This window comes from Pectobacterium parvum (assembly GCF_020971565.1).
GTDB lineage: Bacteria > Pseudomonadota > Gammaproteobacteria > Enterobacterales > Enterobacteriaceae > Pectobacterium > Pectobacterium polare.
Window position 1 is genome coordinate 301,326 of the sequence record NZ_CP087392.1, and the last position, 20,797, is coordinate 322,122.

Genomic DNA, 20,797 nt, shown 5'->3' on the forward strand with positions numbered 1-20,797 from the left:
TTTTTATCTGTTTATCATATGTTTATATTGGATTTTCTCGCGGTGTCTTTTTTTTTATGAACTCTTGCTGACAATGCAGGTTGCATCTGTACAACCGCCTTGGAAAGCGACAGAATACCTATAAATAATCAGCCAAGATAATAATCTGAAGGCTAAGGATCTGTGGGATGGCGTATCGTTTTTTGAGGTTATGCATTAACTTTTCGATGGAGGAAAAATGTTAGAGATATTTGATGTAAATCACACTTTGTTGTCAGAAAAGAAATCAGAAGAGCTATTTACCCTCAGAAAAGAGACGTTTAAAGATCGACTGAATTGGGCCGTGCAATGTACTGATGGAATGGAGTTTGATCAGTATGATAATAATAACACGACTTATCTTTTTGGCATCAAAGATAACACCGTTATCTGTAGTTTGAGATTTATTGAAACAAAATACCCTAACATGATTACTGGGGCGTTTTTTCCTTACTTTAAGGCGATAAATATCCCTGAAGGGAATTATCTGGAATCTAGTCGGTTCTTTGTCGATAAATCACGAGCGAAGGATATTCTCGGCAATGAATACCCAATTAGTTCGATGTTGTTTCTTTCGATGATTAATTACTCAAGGGACAAGGGCTATGATGGAATATATACGATAGTGAGTCACCCTATGCTGACCATATTAAAACGATCTGGCTGGGGAATTCGCGTGGTCGAACAAGGTTTGTCAGAAAAGGAAGAAAGGGTCTATTTAGTTTTTCTTCCCGTTGATGATGAGAATCAGGAAGCGTTGGCTCGTCGTATTAATCGCAATGGGAGATTTATGAGTAATGCGTTGAATCAGTGGCCTCTAAGGGTACCTGCCGCTATTGCACAGGCTTGATGAGCTGTAACTCAACGCCGAGCCTGATGGCATGCTTGGCATTCAGGACGCCAAGTTTTTTCACAACGTTGCCGATATGAAATTTTACCGTGCTGGTTTTGATACCGAGAATAATAGCAACCTCCAGATAGGTTTTACCCATACTGGCCCAGTAAAGGATTTCATTTTCTCGCTGAGAGAATATTTCTTTATTATTTAATTTTTTTTTATTTCCAATCATCTCTCTGCAAAGGGAGATGATTTTTTCATATGCATTAATTAATAGCATCTGAAAGGTGTCTTTTTTCTCTTCAATGAATGTATCAACATCATCTGGATAGGAGCTGTCCACGATAATTGATAGCATAGCCAGATTGTCGCCATGATCGTGAAGTACAAAAGTATATCCGTTGATAATATTATATTTTTTAGAGAGGTCGAATATCTTGGCAAGCTGTAGTCGTGTGTTAATAACCAGACTCTTCTCCCAAGAGAAAGGTGATATTTTATTAAATGAAGCAAGAACAACAGGATCAATGTGCTGATATTTATTTTCTTTGTAGAGATTAACCCATTCATCGGGATAACTGGAAATAATGATCATTTCAGAGGGGTTTTTCTTATTCAGAACCATAAACGAGAATTTAATGCCATCGTAGTGTTCCAGATTTTCATTAAAATGCCCTTTGATTACCCTGCTTATTATTTCGCTACTGGAGAATAATGGCGACATCTCATGACCTCAGTCTGAAGAATCAACATCCTTGTAACGGAAAAGTATATACCTATACCTATAGGTATATCTATAAGAACCTATACCGATAGTCTTAACTATACCTTAGTATGGCTTTTCTTTGAGGTGGAAAAACATACAATCTTACGACGATTTTAAGGGCGTAAAGTAAAAGAAACAAACACTGCTCAGGATAAGCGTGATGATTGACTAACATCAGGGAATGAAAATTAAGCTAGATTTATCAATAGTATAATGAAAATAACTTTTTCTCCTCTATGGTCTGTGTCGTTTTACAAGCCCATCAGGTCTCAATTACATTCGTTGTCTTCATGAGTAACACTCACTTTTCATATTGTTATCCCTTTCGCTGTACCTCACGCTTTGTCGATATTGTGGTATTCCCACAGCCGATTGAAATGCACATCGTCGAGATTGCGGCCGGAATCCGCGTTACCCGCAAAGGGCCGTGCGGTGGTTGCCGCAGCGCCCCATGGCCGTTCTCTGTCATAGCTGGCGTCAATCGTGCTGTCGCGAATCACTAACTGACCGTTTGCCGTCTGGCTCGGCTGATATCCCGTCTGCCTTGCCCCCTGATCCCAGGCGCGCCCCAGTTTGGCCTTTCTTTCTCCGTTGAAACCTTTGTCTCCCGTGAAACGACACGCCACTGCCAGAAAGCCGTATTGCACCCACGGCATGCTGTCAGGCGCGAAGACGTGAATATCTTTCGCCCCACGGCTGGAAACGGTATGAAAGTGGACACGCTCGAATACCGCAGTTGCGCGCCCAAAAACGTAATCGACATCGCCCTCAATGTAGCTGTCTTTAATGTAGGCTCGGCTGTAGCGGTCCGTGACGTACTCATTCTGAAGGTTGCTGGTATTGACGAAAAACGTATCCTGACGACCGATGAGGCGTACTCTTTCAAGTTGAACCTTGTCGCCGTCGGTGCGCAACGCAACGGCCTGATGTGCACGACTATCTACCGAATCCAGCAAGGTATTCACCACCGTCAGGTTCTTCATCTGGAAATTGTCGCTTTGCGACCAGACCACGGCGGCACAAATGGTATCAATCGTCGCGTTTTGTTTTGATGCACAGAGATCGTACTGGTACCAGGCGGGGTCACCGGGCTGATATTCACCGTGCGAATTTACCGTTTCCCGATAGATCGCGGGTGAAAACATCGAATCCAGCGCGAGTTGAATCACTACGTCATTCGGTTGTTCTCCCGTCCCAAACAGCGTGAGCGGTGGGGCATCGGCAGGGATATAGACTGTGCCGGTATAGATGCCCGGCAGCAATTTAATCTCAATACGCGCCCGACCCTGCTGCGCCCGCAGCGCGGCGTTCACCGCCTGTTGAACATGGGCGTGCGTTGCGCCATCCACCCCGATCTGTGGCCCGACAACCCAGGGCGTCGCCGGATCGACCTCAATCGGTGCGGGCTGCCAGATGTCAGCTTTTGCCTGATCATCGTATCCACGTAGTGTGAAATAGTGCGGGAGCGTGAAGCGTTCGGCTTCCTGTTCGGAGAGAATGGGGCGATGAACCGTGCCGGGGTACGTTGTTTTTGTCATGAACTATCCTCTCTTAGCGGCAAGATTCTCTGGGATATCATCGGCTCTCTGCCCGAAGCGCAACCGATAGGTTGAGGGCGTGAGATCGAGCTGCTGGCGAAAATGGTGGCGTAACGAGGCTGCGGTACCGAATCCTACCGTTTCGGCAATTTTCTCTATTGATAAGCGCGTGTTTTCCAGTAAATCGCGTGCGGTATTCAGCCGTTCGGCCAGTAGCCAGCGCGCTGGCGTCGTACCCGTAGCGGCAGAAAAACGGCGAAGGAACGTGCGTGGGCTCATACAGGAAATTGCCGCCAGCTTTGTAACGGAATACTCTTCCGCGAGGTTGGCTCGGACATGATCGATAAGCGGCCCGAGTCGCGAGCGTTCGTAGTCTACAGGTACTGCTTTCTCAATATACTGCGCTTGCCCACCATCACGATGCGGTGCGACCACCAATCGGCGAGCCACTTGGTTGGCCGCTTTGCTGCCGTAATCCCGACGGATGAGATGCAGCCCCAGATCGATACCCGCCGCACTCCCGGCTGACGTAAGAATCGTTCCTTCATCAATATAAAGCACGTCTGGCTCGATGTTGATATCAGGATATTGCATTTTTAACGTGTCGCTGTAGCGCCAGTGTGTCGTGGCGCGTCGCCCGGAAAGCAGGCCGGTCGCCGCGAGGACAAAAACGCCAGAACAGATAGAGAGCAGCCTGGTACCTTGCTGATGTGCTCGGCGTAATGCATCGACCAGATGTGTGGGGACGGGCACATCACTGCCTTTCCAGCCGGGAATGATAATTGTCCCTGCCTGTGTTAACAGCTCAAGGCTGCCATCGGCAACCACATGGATGCCACCCGTTGCCCGCATCGCGCCACGGTCTAAACCCGCAACGGCAAACTGATACCAATTTTCACCCATTTCGGGGCGTGGCAGGCCGAAGACTTCAACAGCGATACCGAATTCGAATGTACACAAGCCATCATAAGCGAGTACGACAACAAGCGGATTGAACATCGATTTCCTCACCTCAATAACTTGTCATGATATTGACGATATATGGCAATAATGCCATCTGCCAGCCTTTATGTATCCGTTTTATAGTCGAGCCTCATTCCAATCAGTGAGAAAAATCGATGAGTTACGTGACTGAATATCCCTTTGCTGCTTCTGATATCGCCCTATCCCATTTTTCACGTCGTCTGTCTGTGGAAACGGACTGTGCGGATGTCGCGGGATCGCTCTCTGACACTCAGCAGGACTTTGTGTTATTGCATGTGGTGGGATCGACGAAGCACTTTAGCGCGCGCCATATACCGGGGGCGATTCACCTTCCGCACCGTGAAATTACACCTGAGCGTATGGCCGAGTGGCCTGATGATACGCGGTTTGTCGTCTATTGCGCGGGACCACACTGTAATGGTGCAGATCAGGCGGCGTTAAAGCTGGCACAACTCGGTCGCCCGGTAAAAATTATGATAGGGGGAATCACGGGATGGGAAGATGAAGGCTTCGCCTTCGCCTGAGATCACCTGCCTATGGCAGAGGGGCCATCCCTTCTGCCAACACCTAATTCCCCTGATACCACGTCCAGATTTTGACTAGCAGTGCCGCTGATATACTCCAACACACGACCGCTGCAAACAGCGCCTGTGGCAATTTCATCCACGCGGTAAAGTAATAAAGTGAGATGAGATAAACCAGATAAGGAATCACGGACCAGATGCCAAACAGGATGGTGGCGCGCAGCGCTTCCAGTCCACGTTCGGTGCCAACGATATAATGTGCGATCAGCGCAAACGTGGGAAATAGCGGTACCAGCCCGGCAATATAATAGTTTCGGCTTTTCGCCAGTACGCTGATGAGCAATACGATTAGCGCGCCAATAACTGATTTGATAAACAATGACATAAGTATAACTTCTGGCTTAATTAAGCATCGCGAATGCGCAGAGAATAGCGAAAAAGTGTCGGGATGAAATAGGGCGACCGCACAGCTTAAGATTTCAATTCGCGGTGATTTCGTTATTCTTAGCGACAGAATGAATAAATACCGTACGTGATAGCCTGCTCAGTACGGGTAAAACGATAATAAATCTGGAAAGGATTGAAGTTGAAGACGCAAAGTCATGCAGTCACTCAGGGATTGGTTCCACTCAAAATTATTTCTACCGGCAGCGCGCTTCCTGCGCAGCGGGTGACATCGGCTGAATTAGATGTGCGGCTCAATAAGCCCGCTGGTTATGTCGAAAGCCGTTCAGGCATTATTTATCGCCATCATGCGGATAATCATGCCAGCCAGGCGGAACTCGGTGTGGCGGCGTTAAATGACGCGCTGGCGCGGGGCGTTATTCCGCCAGCGTCCATCGATCTGCTGCTGTTTGCTTCCGCGATTCCGATTCAGGCGCTGCCTTATAGCGCCAGCCACTTATTAAAAGCGTCGTCTCTGCCAAAAGGGACGGCCAGTTTCGATATTAACAGCAGCTGCGTCAGCTTTATTTCCGCGCTTCAGGTGGCGGCCGGGCTGTTAAATACCGGTGCCTATCGACGCATTGCCATCGTCTCTACCGAACTGGCTTCGCGCGGTATCGATTGGGATGATGAAGAGTCGTCGCTGATTTTTGGCGATGGTGCCGCGTGTGCCATTGTCGAACGCGGCGATTGGCGCAGCGGGATTGCGGCGTGTCTGCTGGAAACCTACCCGAAGGGCAACGAACTGTGCCAGATCCGCGCTGGCGGTACCTTGCGTAACCCACGAGCAGGGATGGAACTGCATGATTTTCTGTTCCATATGCAGGGAAAACGGCTATTCAGGCAGGCTTCTGCCCTGATTGAGGGCTATCTGCAACGGCTGCTGGATGCCAGCGGTTATTCGCTGGATCAGATGGCGGCGGTGGTTCCGCATCAGGCCAGTCACCTGTCGCTGGAGCATATGCGTAAGCGGCTGGCGATCCCGACCGAAAGGCTGATCGATATTTACCGCTATCACGGTAATCAGGTGGCGGCCTCGATTCCGACGGCGCTGCATCATGCCATCGTGACGCAACGCCTGCCTGAAGGTGAACCCGCGATGCTGGTCGGTACGGCCGCCGGGTTGACGCTGGGCGGGATGGTACTGATCCCATGAGAGTCTTCGTCACGGGTGCAACCAGCGGGTTGGGGCGTAACGCGGTGGAATGGCTGCTCCAGGCTGGGCATCAGGTGCTGGCTTGCGGGCGCGATCGCACGGTGGGGCAACAGCTTGAAGCGCAGGGTGCGCAGTTCGCCCGCATTGATTTGGTGGAAACGTCGGTAGAGCAGTTTCGAACGCTGATGGCGGGCTGTGATGTGGTCTGGCACTGTGCCGCAAAATCATCACCGTGGGGTCAATATAATGATTTTTATCAGAATAATACCGAGGTAACGGCGCGACTGGCTGAAGCCGCGGGTCAGTTGGGCATCCCGCGTTTTGTGCACATCTCCACGCCTGCGATTTACTTTGATTATCAGCACCACCTGAATATTAATGAAAGCTACCGCGCGGTGCGTTTTGCCAATCACTATGCACAGACCAAATTTCTGGCGGAAGAACGGCTTCAGGCGCTGACGTCGCGCTACCCGCAAACTACCTACGTGATTCTGCGTCCGCGTGGCCTGTTTGGCCCACATGACCGTGTGATTCTGCCGCGTGTTCTGGAGCAGATCGCGGTGGGCGGCGGCGTGCTGCGCCTTCCGCGCGGTGGTGAAGCGCTGCTGGATCTGACGTTTGTCGGCAACGTGGTAGAGGCGATGGCGCTTGCCAGCCAGCGCACGGGATTGGTTTCAGGTTCGGCATACAACATTACCAATCGTGAGCCCGCACGCCTTGCAGACATGCTTCAGCAACTGCTGAGCGGGCAACTAGGGATGAACTATCGCGTCAGGGTGGTACCGTATCCGCTGCTGCACGTGGTGGCGGGTGGCATGGAGCTGTTTTCGTGGTTTAACCGGAAAGAGCCGCTGCTGACGCGCTACAGTGCGGGAGCGGTGAATTTCGATATGACGCTCAGTGCGGAGAAAGCCAAGCAGGAGCTGGGCTATCAGCCGCGTTTCTCCCTTCAGCAGGGCATCGAGCTAACGGGTAACTGGTTCAACGCGCACCTTGCACAGCGGGGTACTGACCGACATGGCTAATATTTCGACGTTTGAAGTCGGGTACTGTCTGCATCCGGGCTGCATGGCACTGCGTGGTGCGGGATGGAAAGTGTGCCGTTTTCCGGCGCGCGTCTGGATGTTAGAAAGTCAGGGTAAGCGCTGGCTGTGGGACACCGGCTATGCCCAGCATTTTACCGATGCCACGCAATCCGGCCTGTTTCAGCTGTACCGCAGAATGACGCCGGTGCATTTCGAGACGAAAGACGCGCTGATTCACCAGCTACACGGGCAGGGGATTCAACCTGCGGACATCGACGGCCTGATTATTTCCCATTTTCACGGCGACCATATCGCGGGGCTGCGGGATTTCCCTGACGTGCCGTTTATCTGTTCGGCGCTAGGTTGGCGGCAGACGCGGAATTTGCGCGGTTTCGCGGCCTTGAAGCGGGCGTTTGTGCCCGCGCTGATCCCAGAACATTTTGAGCAGGCGCTTCAGTTTGTTGAGAACTTCCCGCTTACCGATCTGCCTGCCGAGTTGGCACCGTTTACGCAAGGCTATGCGCTGCTGGGTAGCGATAAAGAGATCGTGCTGGTGCCGTTGCCCGGCCATGCCGCCGGACACCTCGGCGCATTTGTGCTGACTGAAAACGGCTGGGTGTTGCTGGCAAGCGATGCCGCTTGGTCGCCGCACAGCTATCGCGAAGGGCGTGGGCCGTCGCGCTTGGCGAATCTGGTGATGGACGATCCGAAAGCCTATTACCACACGCTCGGCCAACTGCACCAGTTGCACCTGAATGGACAAGTCGAGATTCGGCTGTGTCATGAGGGCGACCTATGATTCCGCTGATGACGATCTGGCACTATTTCCGTGCCAGACGCCTGACCTTTTCTACTCGTCAGGCGCTTGAACGCCATCAGCAGCGCCAGCTTTCTCGTTTTGCTCGGCGCGTGCTGGCGCGTAGTCCCTATTTTCGTCCTTACTGCCAGCTACCCATGACATCCTGGCCGATGATGGATAAAGCCGTGATGATGGCCGAATTCGATCGGATGAACACCGCCGGGCTTAAGCGGGATGAACTGCTCGCCTGCGCGCGCCGCAGTGAGGAAGATCGCGACTTCACGCCGAATGTGGGCGGGTTTAGCGTTGGGCTGTCGTCCGGTACCTCTGGGCAGCGTGGTCTGTTTGTCGTCAGCCCGCGTGAACAGCAGGTCTGGGCGGGAGGCATGCTGGCGAAAATGCTGCCGGACGGCTTACGCGCCGGTGAGCGGGTGGCGTTGTTCCTGCGGGCGGATAACAACCTGTATCACAGCGTGGATAACCGCTGGCTCAGCCTGTCGTTTTACGATCTTTTCGCGCCGTTTTCCGAACATGTTTCGCGGCTGGAAGCGTGGCCGCCATCGATTATCGTCGCCCCTGCGCAGGTGCTGCACGAACTGGCGCTGGCGGTACAGCGCGGTGAGCTACGGCTGGCGGTCAAAAAAGTGATTTCCGTGGCCGAGGTGCTGGAACCGCAGGACAAGCAATTGCTCCAGCAGGTCTTCGGGCAGGTTGGGGAGGTGTATCAGGCGACGGAAGGCTTTCTGGCATCGACCTGCGAGCACGGTACGCTGCATCTTAACGAAGAATTTATTCACATCGAGCCGCAGTGGCTGGGTGGCGAACGCTTTACGCCCATCATCACCGATTTCACTCGCAGCACCCAGCCGATTGTGCGCTATCGGCTGGACGATGTGTTGGTGAAGCAAAAAACGCCCTGCGCGTGTGGCCGAGTGACGATGGCGATTGCCCGCATTGAAGGGCGTAGCGATGACCGTCTGCGACTGCCGGACAGTAACGGCGAGCCTCAGACCGTGTTTGCCGATCTTTGTAGTCGAGTGATCGCCAATGCGCTGCCGCTGCATGCCGACTATCGGCTGGTGCAGCAGGGCGATGCGACGCTGCATTTATCTGCCGCGTGTAGCCTGCCGGAGCTGGAAGCCTGTCGGGACAGTCTGTCGCAGCAGTTTGCGTTGCAGGGTATTGATGCGTCGCGGTTACATTGGCATCTCACCGCTGGTGAGATTGCGCCAGAATTTACGCAAAAGCGCAGACGGATTACCCGCCTGAAGGAGAGTGCATGAGGCTATTTCCGCAAAAAACGCTGCTATTGCGACTGAAAGCGTTGCTCTTCGGCTGGGGAACGGTCGGGCTGGTATATCAACTGAGCGCGCAGTTTCAGGGGCAGGGAACGGTGCTGCCGACGTCATTCGTTGATGAATGGATTCCCTTTAGCGCCTCGGCGATCTGGCTGTATCTCTCGTTTTTTATCATCGTGCCGCTATCTTATTTATCCTGCCCGATTACGCGTCTTGCAGGATTACGCCGGGCAACGCAGCTTACCGCCTTGATTGCGGGCGCGGTGTACCTGATTTTTCCGACCACGATGGTGTATCCACAGGTCGTCGGGGACGATCTCTCTACCCGTGTGCTACAGCTTTTACTGCGTATTGACTCGCCGCAGAATTGCCTGCCGTCGCTGCATATTGCGCTAACGGTGCTGGCGGTGTGGGCAATGAGTGATGGCCAGCAGAAGGTGAAAACCGGTTTGTATCTTCTGTGGGGAGCGGCGATAGCCCTTTCTATCCTGCAACTGCGCCGACACCTGTTCATCGATCTGGTGACCGGCGCGATGCTGGCAGGGATCGCTGGTTGGGTCTTTCTGCGTCGCCGAGAGGCGGTGAAGGCCATTTCCCCAGCGGCTCCGCTGCCTAACGATAAGCGCCATCAGGAATGACATCATGATCGATTTGGCATTACCCATTGTCTTTATGCTGGTTGTGGTGATTGGCGAAGCGCTGGTTCTACAGTGGATGCAGCGTGAGACGGTGAACTGGCATGACGTGGTTTTTAACCTGAATTCAGGGCATATCATGCTGTGGCTTTTTCGCAGCGTGGAAATTTTTTGCTATGGCTATGTTGCGGCGCATTTCAGTTTTGGCTGGGTGGACACCTGGCCACCGGTGCTGATGTGGCTGTTCGCGCTGCTCGCCTGGGATTTCGGTTTCTATTGGCTACATCGCCTGCACCATACCTTCGGCGTGCTGTGGGCTGTGCACGTGGTTCACCATCAGGGTGAACATTTCAATCTGTCGCTGGGCGTGCGTAACTCCTGGTATTCCTCGCTGACCTCGATTCCGTTCTTCCTGATTCTGGCATTGCTCGGCGTTCCGCTGTACGTGTTTGTCACCGTTTCCATCCTGCATTACAGCGTTCAGCTCTTTAACCATAATGCGATGACGCCCAAACTGGGCTGGCTGGAAAAGGTGTTGGTGACGCCCGCACACCATCGCGTACATCACGTGAACGACCGTGCGTACGCCGATAAGAACTTCGGCGGCACCTTCATTTTTTGGGACAAGCTGTTTGGCAGCTTTTGTCCGCAACTGCCTGATACGCCTTTCCGCTATGGCGCAGGCAGAGAAACGCCATCGAACAATCCGTTTTGGGCCAGTAACCTGCCTTTTATGCAGTACCTGAAGCTGTCGGTGCGCCGTACACGTCAGGCAACCTTTCACTGTACGCCAGTGGCGTTGATTGCCGGAGCGATGCTGCTGTTTGCGCTGGTAGTGGGCTATGTCTACCTGTATGGCTACGGCTATGATTCCGCCAATTTGTCGCAGGCGGTGCTCTTCCTGCTGCTGGTGGCAGGTGCGGTTGCGCTGGGCGGGATTTCCGAAGGACGGCGTTGGGGCATTTACGTTTGGCTCGTGGTGGTGCTGCTATTCCCTGCCGTGTTTCTTGTCTATCTGGGCTGGGAAGCGCTCTACTGGAGGATTGCGATGCTGATGCTGGCGCTGCACGGGCTGGCGATGGCGGCTGGCTGGGGCCGACGCCCCCTGACTGGAGAGCCTGAAAATGTCTAGTGTGCTTCCCGCCAAACCCTATCCCGCCAAGGGCGAACAGGCTTTTCATCGGGCATTACAGCGGGAAACGTCGGCCTATCTCCGCGCTAATCACGATCATCGTTTTGCCGATAGCGGGCAGTTCGTTAAGGCCGGATTACTCTTTTTATGCTGCATCGCCTGTTATGCCGTTTGCTTAGTGCAGCAGACGGCGTGGGCGTTCTTCCTGAGCTATTTTGCTTTCATCATGCTGTCGATGTTATTGAATATCATCGTTAATCATGACGCCTCCCCTAATACCTTTTTCCGCAATCGAACACTGAATCGCGTGGTCGGGCGCATCGTCACGTTGCCGTTAGGCATCGATCCCGATTACTGGCGTTTGCGTCATGTGGACTTCCACCACATCTATCCGAATGTGGAACATTACGATCTGGATACGGAAGAGAATGGCGTTTTCCGCCAAACGCCTTTTCAGCGCCACCGTTCCTACATGCGTTATCAGCATCTTTACTGGCCGCTGGTGGCTGCGTTCTCGCTCCCTTATATCGCCTGGATTTTTGACTGGGCCGATCGCTTGGGTAAAACCCCCGTCAATGCCCGTTCAGTACAGTTAGGCTACCGCGGATGGATGATTTTTATCGGCAGTAAAATCGGTCATGTCCTGCTGTTACTGGTGATTCCCATTATGGTGGGGGCGGCACACGGCATTAGCCCCGGCATCGTGCTATTGAGCTATTTGTTGGGTCAGATGTTGGCCTCGTTGCTGGTGGTATTTTTGCTGCTGGGCACACACTGGGCTGAGGCTGAGTTCTATACCATTACCGATACGGAAACGATGCCTCAGGGCTGGTATCAGCACAACTTTGCGACAGCCTGTGACTGGCTACCGACGCCGCGCTGGCTTGAGCGCTGGACGGGAGGGCTGCATTTACATCTGACGCATCATCTTTTTCCGGGATGGCATCATCGTCATTATCCTGCGTTAGCCGATATCTTACGGCGCGTGGCCGCCGAGCATGGCATGAACTACCGCTGTATTACCTATCGTGAGCTACTAGCCAGCCAGCGCCGGTTTTTAAAATTGAGGGGCGAAGGTAACGATCAGCGGACTGCGCAACGTGTCATGAAAGCGGGAGCGGAGAAAGAATGACGCTCGCCCCGCTAAAGCCGCTCCGCTATGAACAAGGTCGCGATCTGGCGTTGCATCGGGCGTTGATGAAGGCTGCGAATGATTATCTGGCGGAAACGGGTGACCACCGTTTTGCCAATACCGAGTTTATCGGCAAAATGCTGTTTCTGGTGGCGCTGTGTCTAGCATTTTATGGTTTCAGCCTCCGGCAGACGACGCTGTGGGGTTTTGCGGGCTGCTACTTTGCCTTTATTTTTACCGCCATGTTTCTGGCGGTGAACGTGGTGCATGATGCCTCGCATAACGTCTTTTTCCGGCGGCCGTGGGCGAATCGCCTGCTCAATATCGTGGTGAGTATTCCGCTCGGTATGGATTCCGACTGCTGGCGAGTGCGGCATGTGATTTTTCATCATGCGCATGTCAACGTGCAGCACTACGATCTGGATATCGAAGAGAACGGCGTCTTGCGGCAATCGCCCTATCATCGGTTTCGCTTTTTTATGCGCGCCCAGCGCTACTACTGGCCTATGGTGGCATCGCTGACATTCCCCTGCATCATCTGGTTCTTTGACTGGCTCGATCGCTCGGGGAAAACGCAGGTGACGCGCAATATGACGCTTCAGGGCGCTAAGGGCTGGGGTGTTTTTCTGTTATCAAAAGCGCTGCATGCCCTGCTGGCGCTGGCGATACCTTATTGGCTGTTGTCGCCGACACCTGTCAGTGCTGGTGCGCTGTTGCTGGTTTATCTGCTGAGCCAAATGCTGTCATCGCTGATTTTTGTTGTCCTGATTCTGGGGTCGCACTGGGCAAAAGGCACGTTCTATCAGGCACCGGACGATGGCCTATTCAGGCATGGCCGCTATCAGCACGTCTTTTCCACCACGGTGGACTGGGCTACACGTCCCGCCTGGCTTGGCTACTGGCTGGGGCAGCTTAATATGCACCTGACTCACCATATTTTCCCCAACTGGAATCATCGACACTACCCTGCGTTATCGAAAATTATTGCAGACGTCGCCCCACGTTACGGCATTGATTATCAATGTATTACGTTGAAAGCGATTTTGGTTGAGCAGCAGCGTTTTCTTAAAAAGATGGGAAATGGCAGCAAGAAATAGCCCGTTATCCGTTTTATCAATCAGTTAGGTTTCATCTGTTTTTCAAGGAGCGATACTTCATGCGTTATTTATCTCTGGCCGCTTCATCCCTGCTGTTCTTTTGCACCTCGTCCGTCTGGGCAATAGATTGCAGTAAGGCCAGTACAGACACTGAGAAAATGATTTGCGCCAGTAGCCGTTTACAGCAACTTGATACGGTATTAAACAAGGCCTATCAGGGTTACGCGAAAAAAGAGGGCAAAGCGCAGGCGCTCCTGACGCAGCGCGCGTGGCTGGCCGAGCGTGACCGCTGTAAGGATGACGTTTGTTTGGGGAATGAGATGGTTTCCCGTATTCAGGCGCTTTCCGGTAGTGAAAATATCTCTCTGATTACTCAGGCATCAGACCAGTGGGACTTCGTTCTCAGCGTGGCGACGTGCACGCTCGCTCCTTCTTACTCAACCTGCGAAGGCCCTGGCACGCTGGATATCTTTAAGAAAGGACGTGGTGATCTGTTCCAGCGTATCACGATGGAAAATATGTTCATCGAGCTGAACAATAAGGGCGAAGTGACCGCGAATCTGGTTGAGGTCTATGGTGAGAACAACAGCGGACTGGTGATTGATGACGCTAACTTCGATCATCATGCGGATATCATGCTGCGTAATGGCAATAACGGCGCTTACGGTGGGCCGTCTTACGATGTGTACCTGTTTGATGTGGAAAAGCAGCAGTTTACCCAGAACGCGCCGCTGACCGAGTTAGCCAGTTCCAACCTCGGCCTGTTCGAGATTGATGAGAAGAGTAAGACCATCACGACGTTTACCAAAAGCGGCTGCTGTTGGCACCAATGGTCTACCTACCAGATAGCGAATAATAACCCTGTCCTGATTGTCGAAAGCACGGAAGCCTACTCCGAAGAGAAGCAGGCGATGGTTGCCACCACCCGCGAATTAGTGGGCGGCAAGTGGAAGGTGAAGGAAGAGATCGTGAAAGTCGACGAACCGTAAAATTCCCCTGCTCAACAGACAGGCGCTGTAGGCTGGCGTCTGTCACCGCCTCGCTCGCGTCACACTCTCGTTATTCCCCCGCCAGTTTTCGATACTTTGCAAAAGTGTTACGTCAGACGTTCTCAGCATGACTTTTTTGCCACTTGCCAGACCGAAATGGCAGCGATGAAAAGGTAAATGCCGCTCAGAACGCGCAGCATGGCAAAACTTCACAAAAAAAACGTGTTTTGTTAACAACTCGTTTATGCGTGGTATTCCCTTACCCTACTTTGGAGACGCCTGACATGAGCACCACCCAGAAACGTATGTACATCAACGGTGAGTTTGTTGAAAACAGAAGCGGGAAGTGGATTGATGTGGTGAACCCGGCCACAGAGCAAGTTATTTCACAGATCCCAGAAGGCTCTGCTGACGACGCAAAGAAAGCGATAGAAGCGGCAGAGGCCGCACAGCTGGGCTGGGAAGCATTGCCTGCGGTTGAGCGTGGTGTCTGGCTGCACAAGATTGCCGACGGTATCCGCGAGCGCGAAGCCGAACTGACCGACATGATCATCGCGGAAGGCGGTAAGACGCACGGTCTGGCGCAGACGGAAGTGCTGTTTACCGCTGACTACCTCGACTACATGGCAGAGTGGGCGCGTCGTTACGAAGGCGAGATCATTCAGAGCGACCGCCCGAATGAAAACATCTTCGTCTTCCGTAAAGCCATCGGCGTTACGACGGGTATTCTGCCGTGGAACTTCCCCTTCTTCCTGATCGCGCGTAAAGCGGCACCGGCACTGATTACGGGCAACACCATCGTTATCAAACCGAGCGAGATCACGCCCAATAATGCAGTGATTTTCGCCGAAATCATTCACAAAATCGGCCTGCCGAAAGGTGTCATCAATTTTGTTACCGGCTACGGCCCGACGGTCGGGCAAGAGCTGGCCGCTAACCCGAAAGTCGGCATGGTCAGCCTGACCGGCAGCGTGGCAGCGGGCATTGCGACCATGACGGCAGCGGCGCAGAACGTGACGAAGGTGTCGCTGGAACTGGGCGGCAAAGCGCCCGCTATCGTGATGGACGATGCCGATCTCGATCTGGCGGTCAAAGCGATTGTCAGTTCCCGCGTCATCAACAGCGGGCAGGTGTGTAACTGCGCCGAGCGCGTTTACGTGCAGAAAGGCATTTACGACGAGTTTATCTCCCGTATTAAAGCCGCGATGGAGCAGGTGACTTTCGGCAACACGGCGGAGAAAAAGGCGCTGGATATGGGGCCGCTGATCAGTGCGGCGGCGCGACAGCGTGTAGAAGACAAAGTGGCGAAAGCGGTATCGCAGGGCGCGAAAGTGTTGCTCGGCGGCCAGCGTGCAAGCGGTACGGGCTATTTCTATCCGCCTACGCTGCTAGTGGACGTCAAACAGGACATGCCGATCATGCACGAAGAGGTGTTTGGTCCGGTGCTGCCCGTCGCGACCTTCGACACGCTGGAAGAGGCGATTGCGATGGCGAACGACAGTGAATATGGCCTGACGTCGTCGATCTATACTCAAAACATCAACACCGCAATGAAGGCGCTGAAAGGGCTGAAATTCGGCGAAACCTACATCAATCGCGAGAACTTTGAGGCGATGCAGGGCTTCCATGCGGGCTGGCGTAAATCCGGTGTGGGTGGAGCGGACGGCAAGCACGGCTTGCAGGAGTATCTGCAAACGCATGTCGCGTACCTTCAATTTCACTAAAAGCAGTTCCACTAAAGGGCAATTTCACTCAAAGCAGTTCCACCCACGGTCATTCCACTTACCGTAACAGTGGCACAAACAAGAAGAAGGATGGGAAAGGACGATGATCATCTCTGCTTCAACGGACTACCGAGCGGCGGCGCAGCGTAAGCTGCCGCCGTTTCTTTTCCATTACGCCGATGGCGGTGCGTATGGCGAGCACACGCTCAGGCGTAATACCGCCGATCTGGCGGATATCGCACTGCGTCAGCGCATCCTGAAAAATGTCTCCGACCTGAGTCTGGAAACGCAGCTGTTCGGTGAAAAACTGGCGATGCCGGTGGTGCTGGCACCCGTTGGCCTGACCGGTATGTACGCCCGACGCGGCGAGGTACAGGCTGCCCGTGCGGCGGCGCAGAAGGGCATTCCCTTTACGCTGTCTACCGTCTCCGTCTGCCCGATTGAGGAGGTTGCACCTACTATCGATCGGCCGCTGTGGTTCCAGCTCTACGTGTTAAAAGACCGCGGCTTTATGCGCAATGTGCTGGAACGCGCGCAGGCGGCAGGGGTTAAGACGCTGGTGTTTACCGTGGATATGCCGACGCCGGGCGCGCGCTATCGTGATGCCCATTCCGGCATGAGCGGCCCGAACGCGGCGATACGGCGCATTTTACAGGCGGTTACTCATCCACAATGGGCGTGGGATGTCGGGCTGAACGGTAAGCCGCACGACCTGGGGAATGTTTCCGCCTATCGCGGCACGCCGACGACGCTGGAAAACTATATCGGCTGGCTGGCCGAGAATTTCGATTCCTCTATTTCGTGGCAGGATTTGGCGTGGATCCGCGAGATGTGGAAAGGGCCGATGATCATCAAAGGCATCCTCGACCCGGAAGATGCCAAAGAGGCGGTGAAATTCGGCGCAGACGGCATCGTGGTTTCCAATCACGGTGGTCGCCAACTGGACGGCGTGCTGTCGACGGCACATGCGCTGCCTGCCATCGCCGATGCGGTGAAAGGCGATATCACCATTCTGGCAGATTCTGGTATTCGTACCGGGCTGGACGTGGTGCGTATGATCGCACTGGGTGCGGACGGCGTGATGCTCGGGCGCGCGTTTGTCTACGCGTTAGCGGCAGCGGGCGAGGCGGGCGTGGTTAATCTGCTGAACCTGATCGAAAAAGAGATGCGTGTGGCGATGACGCTTACCGGTGCCAAATCCATTGCCGACATCACCACCGACTCGCTGGTGCACGCGACCCAGCGGCGGTTGGATGGCCTGTAAGCACGAATCACGTGGTGAGAGGCATTTACCGCGTAATGGTTTTGAACCTTCCCCTGAACGTTGGTAGCCTTTGCACGATAAAGCTGCGTTGGGGGATAGGTGAATGGGTGGGCGAACAGTTACTGTGGTGGATTACGATCCACAGTGGGCAACGAAGTATGAAACGGCGGCGTGTGCGATAGCACAGGCGCTTGGTGAGGTTGCGGTGAGGCTTCATCATATCGGTAGCACGGCCGTGCCGGGATTACCCGCCAAACCAGTGATTGATATGCTGCTGGAAGTGATTTCGCTGTCCGATTTGGACCGATTGGATCATGTCATGGTCGATTTGGGCTATCGTCCCCGTGGAGAAAATGGGATCGCGGGGCGTCGTTACTATACTAAGGGCGGCGATGATCGTACGCATCACCTGCACGCCTTCGTGGTGGGTGACGGGCATATTCAACAGCACTTGGCTTTCCGTGATTATCTGCGTGCAAACCCTTCTGTATGTACAGAATATGCGGAAATAAAGCGTGCTGCCGCACGGGCTTGTGACAACGATGCCGCACGATATAGTCAGTTAAAAGATGACTTTATCGCGATGCATGAGGCGCTTGCGTAGCCATTTCCGCCGAATCCGGTGTTTTTTCCTATATTGCAAACGCCACACTTCGTTCTATATTTCGAGAGCAGATTGAACGAAGGGGGAATCGTTGTGAATATTAAAGGGCTTACGAAGGGATTCTTCATCCTTATCTTATTTATCGTCACGCTGGCGTTTTTTGACATCCTGGCACCGTATTATTACGCCATCTTATGGGCGGCGGTGCTGGCCATTATCTTCCATCCGCTGAAAAGCAAAATTCGGCAAAAATTGAACGATCGCAACGGCGTTGCCTCGTTGCTGACCGTCCTGATCATCTTCCTGATCGTCTTCATTCCGTTGGGGATTATTGTTTCCTCGCTGGTGGTTGAAATTAACGGGGTTTACACCCGATTGCAGGACAGTAATACGCAATTCCCGGTGGTGCTGGCGGAGCTGATTCAGCATCTGCCGAAGTGGGCGCGACATTTCCTGGCGGAACACAATCTGGATAACGCCGCCAAAATACAGCAAGAGCTTTCTCAGGTTGTGCTGAAAGGTGGGCAATATCTGGCGGGAAGCGTGCTGCTGATCGGCAAAGGGACATTCACCTTCTTCATTGGTTTCGGGGTGATGCTCTACCTGCTTTTCTTCCTCCTGAAAGACGGTGCCTATCTGGTCAACCTGATTTTGGAATCGCTACCGCTTTCTACCTATGTTAAACATCACCTGCTGGTGAAGTTTGCCGCTGTATCTCGGGCGACCGTGAAAGGCACCGTGGTGGTGGCGATTGTGCAGGGGACACTGGGCGGGATTGCGTTCTCCATTGCAGGAATAGAAGGCAGCCTGCTGTGGGGCTCGCTGATGGCGTTCCTGTCGCTTATTCCCGCTGTGGGGTCGGCGATTATCTGGGTGCCTGCTGCTATCTTCCTGTTCGCGACGGATATGCTGTGGCAAGCCATCTTCATTGTCGCGTTCTTCGTGCTGGTGATTGGGCTGGTGGATAACATTTTGCGTCCGCTGTTGGTGGGGAAAGACACCAAAATGCCGGATTACCTGATTCTGATCGCCACGCTGGGCGGCATGGAAATCTACGGCATCAACGGTTTTGTGATTGGCCCGCTGATTGCTGCGCTGTTCATCGCCTGCTGGAACATTCTCTCCGGTCGCGATAATCAGGAAAATATTGAAGGTATCGACGAAGATTTTATCGAGGAAGGTCGCCAGCATCCGAGTATGGCGAAGCCGGAACAGGATGAGGAGCTAGAGGGTCAGGTAGTGAAAGGCCAGGCAGCGGAAGGTCAGGAGGTTGAACGTAAGACCTCGGAGTAAGTTCGCCGCTAGTCATGATATTCGGTCGTGAGTAAGAGGAATTGGCTCTGGTTTGGCTGATTCCTCTTACGTCCAACTCTCTTGCCCTTCGGACGTGATCCACACGACGCCTGCGGGCGCTTTGGCTAAGAACCACAGGCCATATTCGTCGACATCATCAAATTCATCATCGGACATTTCAGGTGGAAAGGCGTTACGGAGCCGATCGACCTGATGTTTCGGGTCACCTTGCAGAGTGTCTCCCTGACTGGCAAGCCTGATTCTGCCTTCCTCGATGAGCTGCTCCAGCAGCGTAAAAAACAGCGCCTGACGCTGGGCGTAGGTTCTGGGATTTCCCCGACACTCCACCGCAATATGTTGCCATATCGCACCCATCGACAGCCCGTATGCGCTAGTCGCAACAGCATCGTAAATGTCGTTGTCGTCCATCTCACCCTTCCTGTTTCCTGTTTCCTGTTTTTGTCAGAGGCCCACGTTTCTAACGCGCAGGGTCATAGGCATTGACCTCATGGCTCCACGGAATAGCACGATCGTCGACCGCGACGTACCATTCACAGTGTGTCAAAACGCCGCGGATTTCGGATAAACACTGGCACCAGTGCTGTACGCCAATCCAGGCGGCTTCTTCATCGCTATCGGGAAGTTTGGTCGAGCCTGAGAACACGATTCCTTTTCTGAAAACGTTACCGATTTTCACGTTGAGGGCAAAATTAAATGATTCCCAGTTTATGCCGTCGCCGGTCGTCAGATATTTCTCAATGTGTTCATTAACGGAATGGCGTTGGACAATCTCCTTCACGGCAGATATCTCTTTTGGGCTCAGGGATTTTTTACGTCGTGCGGTGTAATAGAGAGAAATTGCCACGTTGCCTCGTTTATCATTAGTGTTTAAGGTGAGGGGTAATACAACATAAATTTTCGAATAAAAAGCGGCGTAAAATAATCAGGATGTTCTGATTTTATAAAGGTAAGGGACGGTTATGTTTGGGAAAATGCTTCTGATAGGAATAAGTGCGGTATTAGTCAGCGGATGTTCGGTTGCGACCTATAGTCATAAACTGGAGGATTATCAGGGTGCTGAACGCGTGGGTATGACGTTCGATAACCGCAATCTCGACTATGTTCGCGTTTATCCGACGACCGACAGATGTATTAATATTGATGCACCAGAAAATGGCTATACCAATAATGCGTTTGGGTTCCAAACTAAGCTCAATAATAAAGCACTCGGCTTCCCTGAAATCCCCGAAACACCTACGATGATCCGTGAGTTTTGGGTCAGTGCGCAACACAATATTGCGGTCAGAATGATTGCGGCCAATGGTGGGTTTAGTACCGTTACGTTTAAACCTGTGGTCGGGAATTACTATTATGTCACTGGCGAATTTGCCGGTGCTTATTCGCCACGCCGCCTCGAAGTCTACGAGGTGTTCAAGACCGAAAAAGGCTACTACGACCGCAGACCCGTCAAAGATTTGATGCTGAAGAACTGCGGACAATTTTCTTCCAGAATGCAGCATTTTTAATGCTTGGCCAG

Annotated in this window: 22 protein-coding genes; 16 read left to right on the forward strand and 6 right to left on the reverse strand. The window is 53.0% G+C overall.

Annotated elements, in window-relative coordinates; all coding sequences use genetic code 11:
• Window positions 1–217 precede the first annotated feature (217 nt).
• Entirely contained in the window at window positions 218–868 is a 651-nt protein-coding gene (gene carI, locus LOZ86_RS01285; protein WP_039483208.1) for an acyl-homoserine-lactone synthase CarI, read from the forward strand.
• On the opposite strand, the gene LOZ86_RS01290 is transcribed toward carI, so the two are convergent.
• The 3 genes from LOZ86_RS01290 to ftrA all read right to left on the reverse strand — a co-directional run bounded on the left by LOZ86_RS01290 (window position 852) and on the right by ftrA (window position 4,159).
• Window positions 852–1,580 carry a helix-turn-helix transcriptional regulator gene (locus LOZ86_RS01290; protein WP_039483205.1) on the reverse strand — a complete coding sequence of 243 codons (729 nt, stop codon included), beginning with the start codon at window positions 1,578–1,580 and terminating at the stop codon, window positions 852–854. The two genes, carI and LOZ86_RS01290, sit on opposite strands and share 17 nt — an antisense overlap.
• 377 nt (window positions 1,581–1,957) lie before the next feature.
• Window positions 1,958–3,160, reverse strand: a complete 1,203-nt coding sequence (gene pemB, locus LOZ86_RS01295) for a pectinesterase PemB (RefSeq protein WP_039483202.1) — start codon at window positions 3,158–3,160, stop codon at window positions 1,958–1,960.
• A 3-nt stretch (window positions 3,161–3,163) separates the two neighbouring features.
• Window positions 3,164–4,159, reverse strand: coding sequence for a transcriptional regulator FtrA (ftrA, locus tag LOZ86_RS01300; protein WP_039483197.1), 996 nt, complete (start codon window positions 4,157–4,159; stop codon window positions 3,164–3,166).
• A gap of 119 nt (window positions 4,160–4,278) precedes the next feature.
• On the opposite strand from ftrA, the gene LOZ86_RS01305 reads away from it, so the two are divergent.
• The gene (locus LOZ86_RS01305) at window positions 4,279–4,668 is read left to right on the forward strand and encodes a rhodanese-like domain-containing protein (RefSeq protein ID WP_039483193.1); all 390 of its coding nucleotides are present in this window, start codon (window positions 4,279–4,281) and stop codon (window positions 4,666–4,668) included.
• 43 nt (window positions 4,669–4,711) lie between these two features.
• Here LOZ86_RS01305 and LOZ86_RS01310 read toward each other — a convergent pair whose 3' ends face one another.
• On the reverse strand, window positions 4,712–5,053 hold the full coding sequence (locus LOZ86_RS01310) for a GlpM family protein (protein ID WP_039483189.1): 342 nt from the start codon (window positions 5,051–5,053) through the stop codon (window positions 4,712–4,714).
• Window positions 5,054–5,254: 201 nt separating this feature from the next.
• Here LOZ86_RS01310 and LOZ86_RS01315 point away from each other — a divergent pair, with 201 nt between their 5' ends.
• From LOZ86_RS01315 to LOZ86_RS01375, 13 genes are all read left to right on the forward strand, one after another.
• Window positions 5,255–6,268, forward strand: a complete 1,014-nt coding sequence (locus LOZ86_RS01315) for a ketoacyl-ACP synthase III (RefSeq protein ID WP_230242778.1) — start codon at window positions 5,255–5,257, stop codon at window positions 6,266–6,268.
• A complete protein-coding gene (locus LOZ86_RS01320; protein WP_039483184.1) occupies window positions 6,265–7,293 on the forward strand; it encodes an NAD-dependent epimerase/dehydratase family protein in 1,029 nt (342 codons plus the stop codon). The genes LOZ86_RS01315 and LOZ86_RS01320 overlap by 4 nt, the downstream gene beginning before the upstream one ends.
• Entirely contained in the window at window positions 7,286–8,092 is an 807-nt protein-coding gene (locus LOZ86_RS01325; protein WP_039483182.1) for an MBL fold metallo-hydrolase, read from the forward strand. Before LOZ86_RS01320 ends, LOZ86_RS01325 begins: the two co-directional genes overlap by 8 nt.
• Complete coding sequence (locus tag LOZ86_RS01330; protein WP_161546750.1) at window positions 8,089–9,375, forward strand: F390 synthetase-related protein; 1,287 nt, start codon at window positions 8,089–8,091, stop codon at window positions 9,373–9,375. The genes LOZ86_RS01325 and LOZ86_RS01330 overlap by 4 nt, the downstream gene beginning before the upstream one ends.
• On the forward strand, window positions 9,372–10,028 hold the full coding sequence (locus LOZ86_RS01335; RefSeq protein ID WP_165708178.1) for a phosphatase PAP2 family protein: 657 nt from the start codon (window positions 9,372–9,374) through the stop codon (window positions 10,026–10,028). Before LOZ86_RS01330 ends, LOZ86_RS01335 begins: the two co-directional genes overlap by 4 nt.
• 4 nt (window positions 10,029–10,032) lie before the next feature.
• Window positions 10,033–11,157 carry a sterol desaturase family protein gene (locus LOZ86_RS01340; protein WP_039483173.1) on the forward strand — a complete coding sequence of 375 codons (1,125 nt, stop codon included), beginning with the start codon at window positions 10,033–10,035 and terminating at the stop codon, window positions 11,155–11,157.
• Complete coding sequence (locus tag LOZ86_RS01345) at window positions 11,150–12,289, forward strand: fatty acid desaturase family protein (RefSeq protein ID WP_230242779.1); 1,140 nt, start codon at window positions 11,150–11,152, stop codon at window positions 12,287–12,289. Before LOZ86_RS01340 ends, LOZ86_RS01345 begins: the two co-directional genes overlap by 8 nt.
• A complete protein-coding gene (locus LOZ86_RS01350; protein ID WP_039483168.1) occupies window positions 12,286–13,386 on the forward strand; it encodes an acyl-CoA desaturase in 1,101 nt (366 codons plus the stop codon). Before LOZ86_RS01345 ends, LOZ86_RS01350 begins: the two co-directional genes overlap by 4 nt.
• A gap of 59 nt (window positions 13,387–13,445) precedes the next feature.
• On the forward strand, window positions 13,446–14,375 hold the full coding sequence (locus LOZ86_RS01355) for a lysozyme inhibitor LprI family protein (protein WP_039483165.1): 930 nt from the start codon (window positions 13,446–13,448) through the stop codon (window positions 14,373–14,375).
• A gap of 284 nt (window positions 14,376–14,659) precedes the next feature.
• A complete protein-coding gene (gene aldA / locus LOZ86_RS01360; protein WP_161546753.1) occupies window positions 14,660–16,099 on the forward strand; it encodes an aldehyde dehydrogenase in 1,440 nt (479 codons plus the stop codon).
• Window positions 16,100–16,202: 103 nt separating this feature from the next.
• Window positions 16,203–17,363 (forward strand): FMN-dependent L-lactate dehydrogenase LldD, encoded by a 1,161-nt coding sequence (gene lldD, locus LOZ86_RS01365; protein ID WP_039483161.1) that lies wholly within the window; start codon window positions 16,203–16,205, stop codon window positions 17,361–17,363.
• Between the two features lie 103 nt (window positions 17,364–17,466).
• Window positions 17,467–17,967, forward strand: coding sequence for a GrpB family protein (locus LOZ86_RS01370; protein ID WP_230242780.1), 501 nt, complete (start codon window positions 17,467–17,469; stop codon window positions 17,965–17,967).
• Window positions 17,968–18,060: 93 nt separating this feature from the next.
• Window positions 18,061–19,260, forward strand: coding sequence for an AI-2E family transporter (locus tag LOZ86_RS01375; RefSeq protein ID WP_230242781.1), 1,200 nt, complete (start codon window positions 18,061–18,063; stop codon window positions 19,258–19,260).
• Window positions 19,261–19,326: 66 nt separating this feature from the next.
• Here the strand turns inward: LOZ86_RS01375 and LOZ86_RS01380 are convergent, their stop codons facing one another.
• Window positions 19,327–19,689: a DUF596 domain-containing protein gene (locus tag LOZ86_RS01380; protein ID WP_230242782.1), complete on the reverse strand. Its 363-nt coding sequence runs from the start codon at window positions 19,687–19,689 to the stop codon at window positions 19,327–19,329.
• 49 nt (window positions 19,690–19,738) lie between these two features.
• Entirely contained in the window at window positions 19,739–20,125 is a 387-nt protein-coding gene (locus LOZ86_RS01385) for a hypothetical protein (protein WP_181892613.1), read from the reverse strand.
• A 115-nt stretch (window positions 20,126–20,240) separates the two neighbouring features.
• On the opposite strand from LOZ86_RS01385, the gene LOZ86_RS01390 reads away from it, so the two are divergent.
• Complete coding sequence (locus LOZ86_RS01390; protein ID WP_039483148.1) at window positions 20,241–20,786, forward strand: hypothetical protein; 546 nt, start codon at window positions 20,241–20,243, stop codon at window positions 20,784–20,786.
• The last annotated feature ends 11 nt before the right edge of the window (window positions 20,787–20,797 follow it).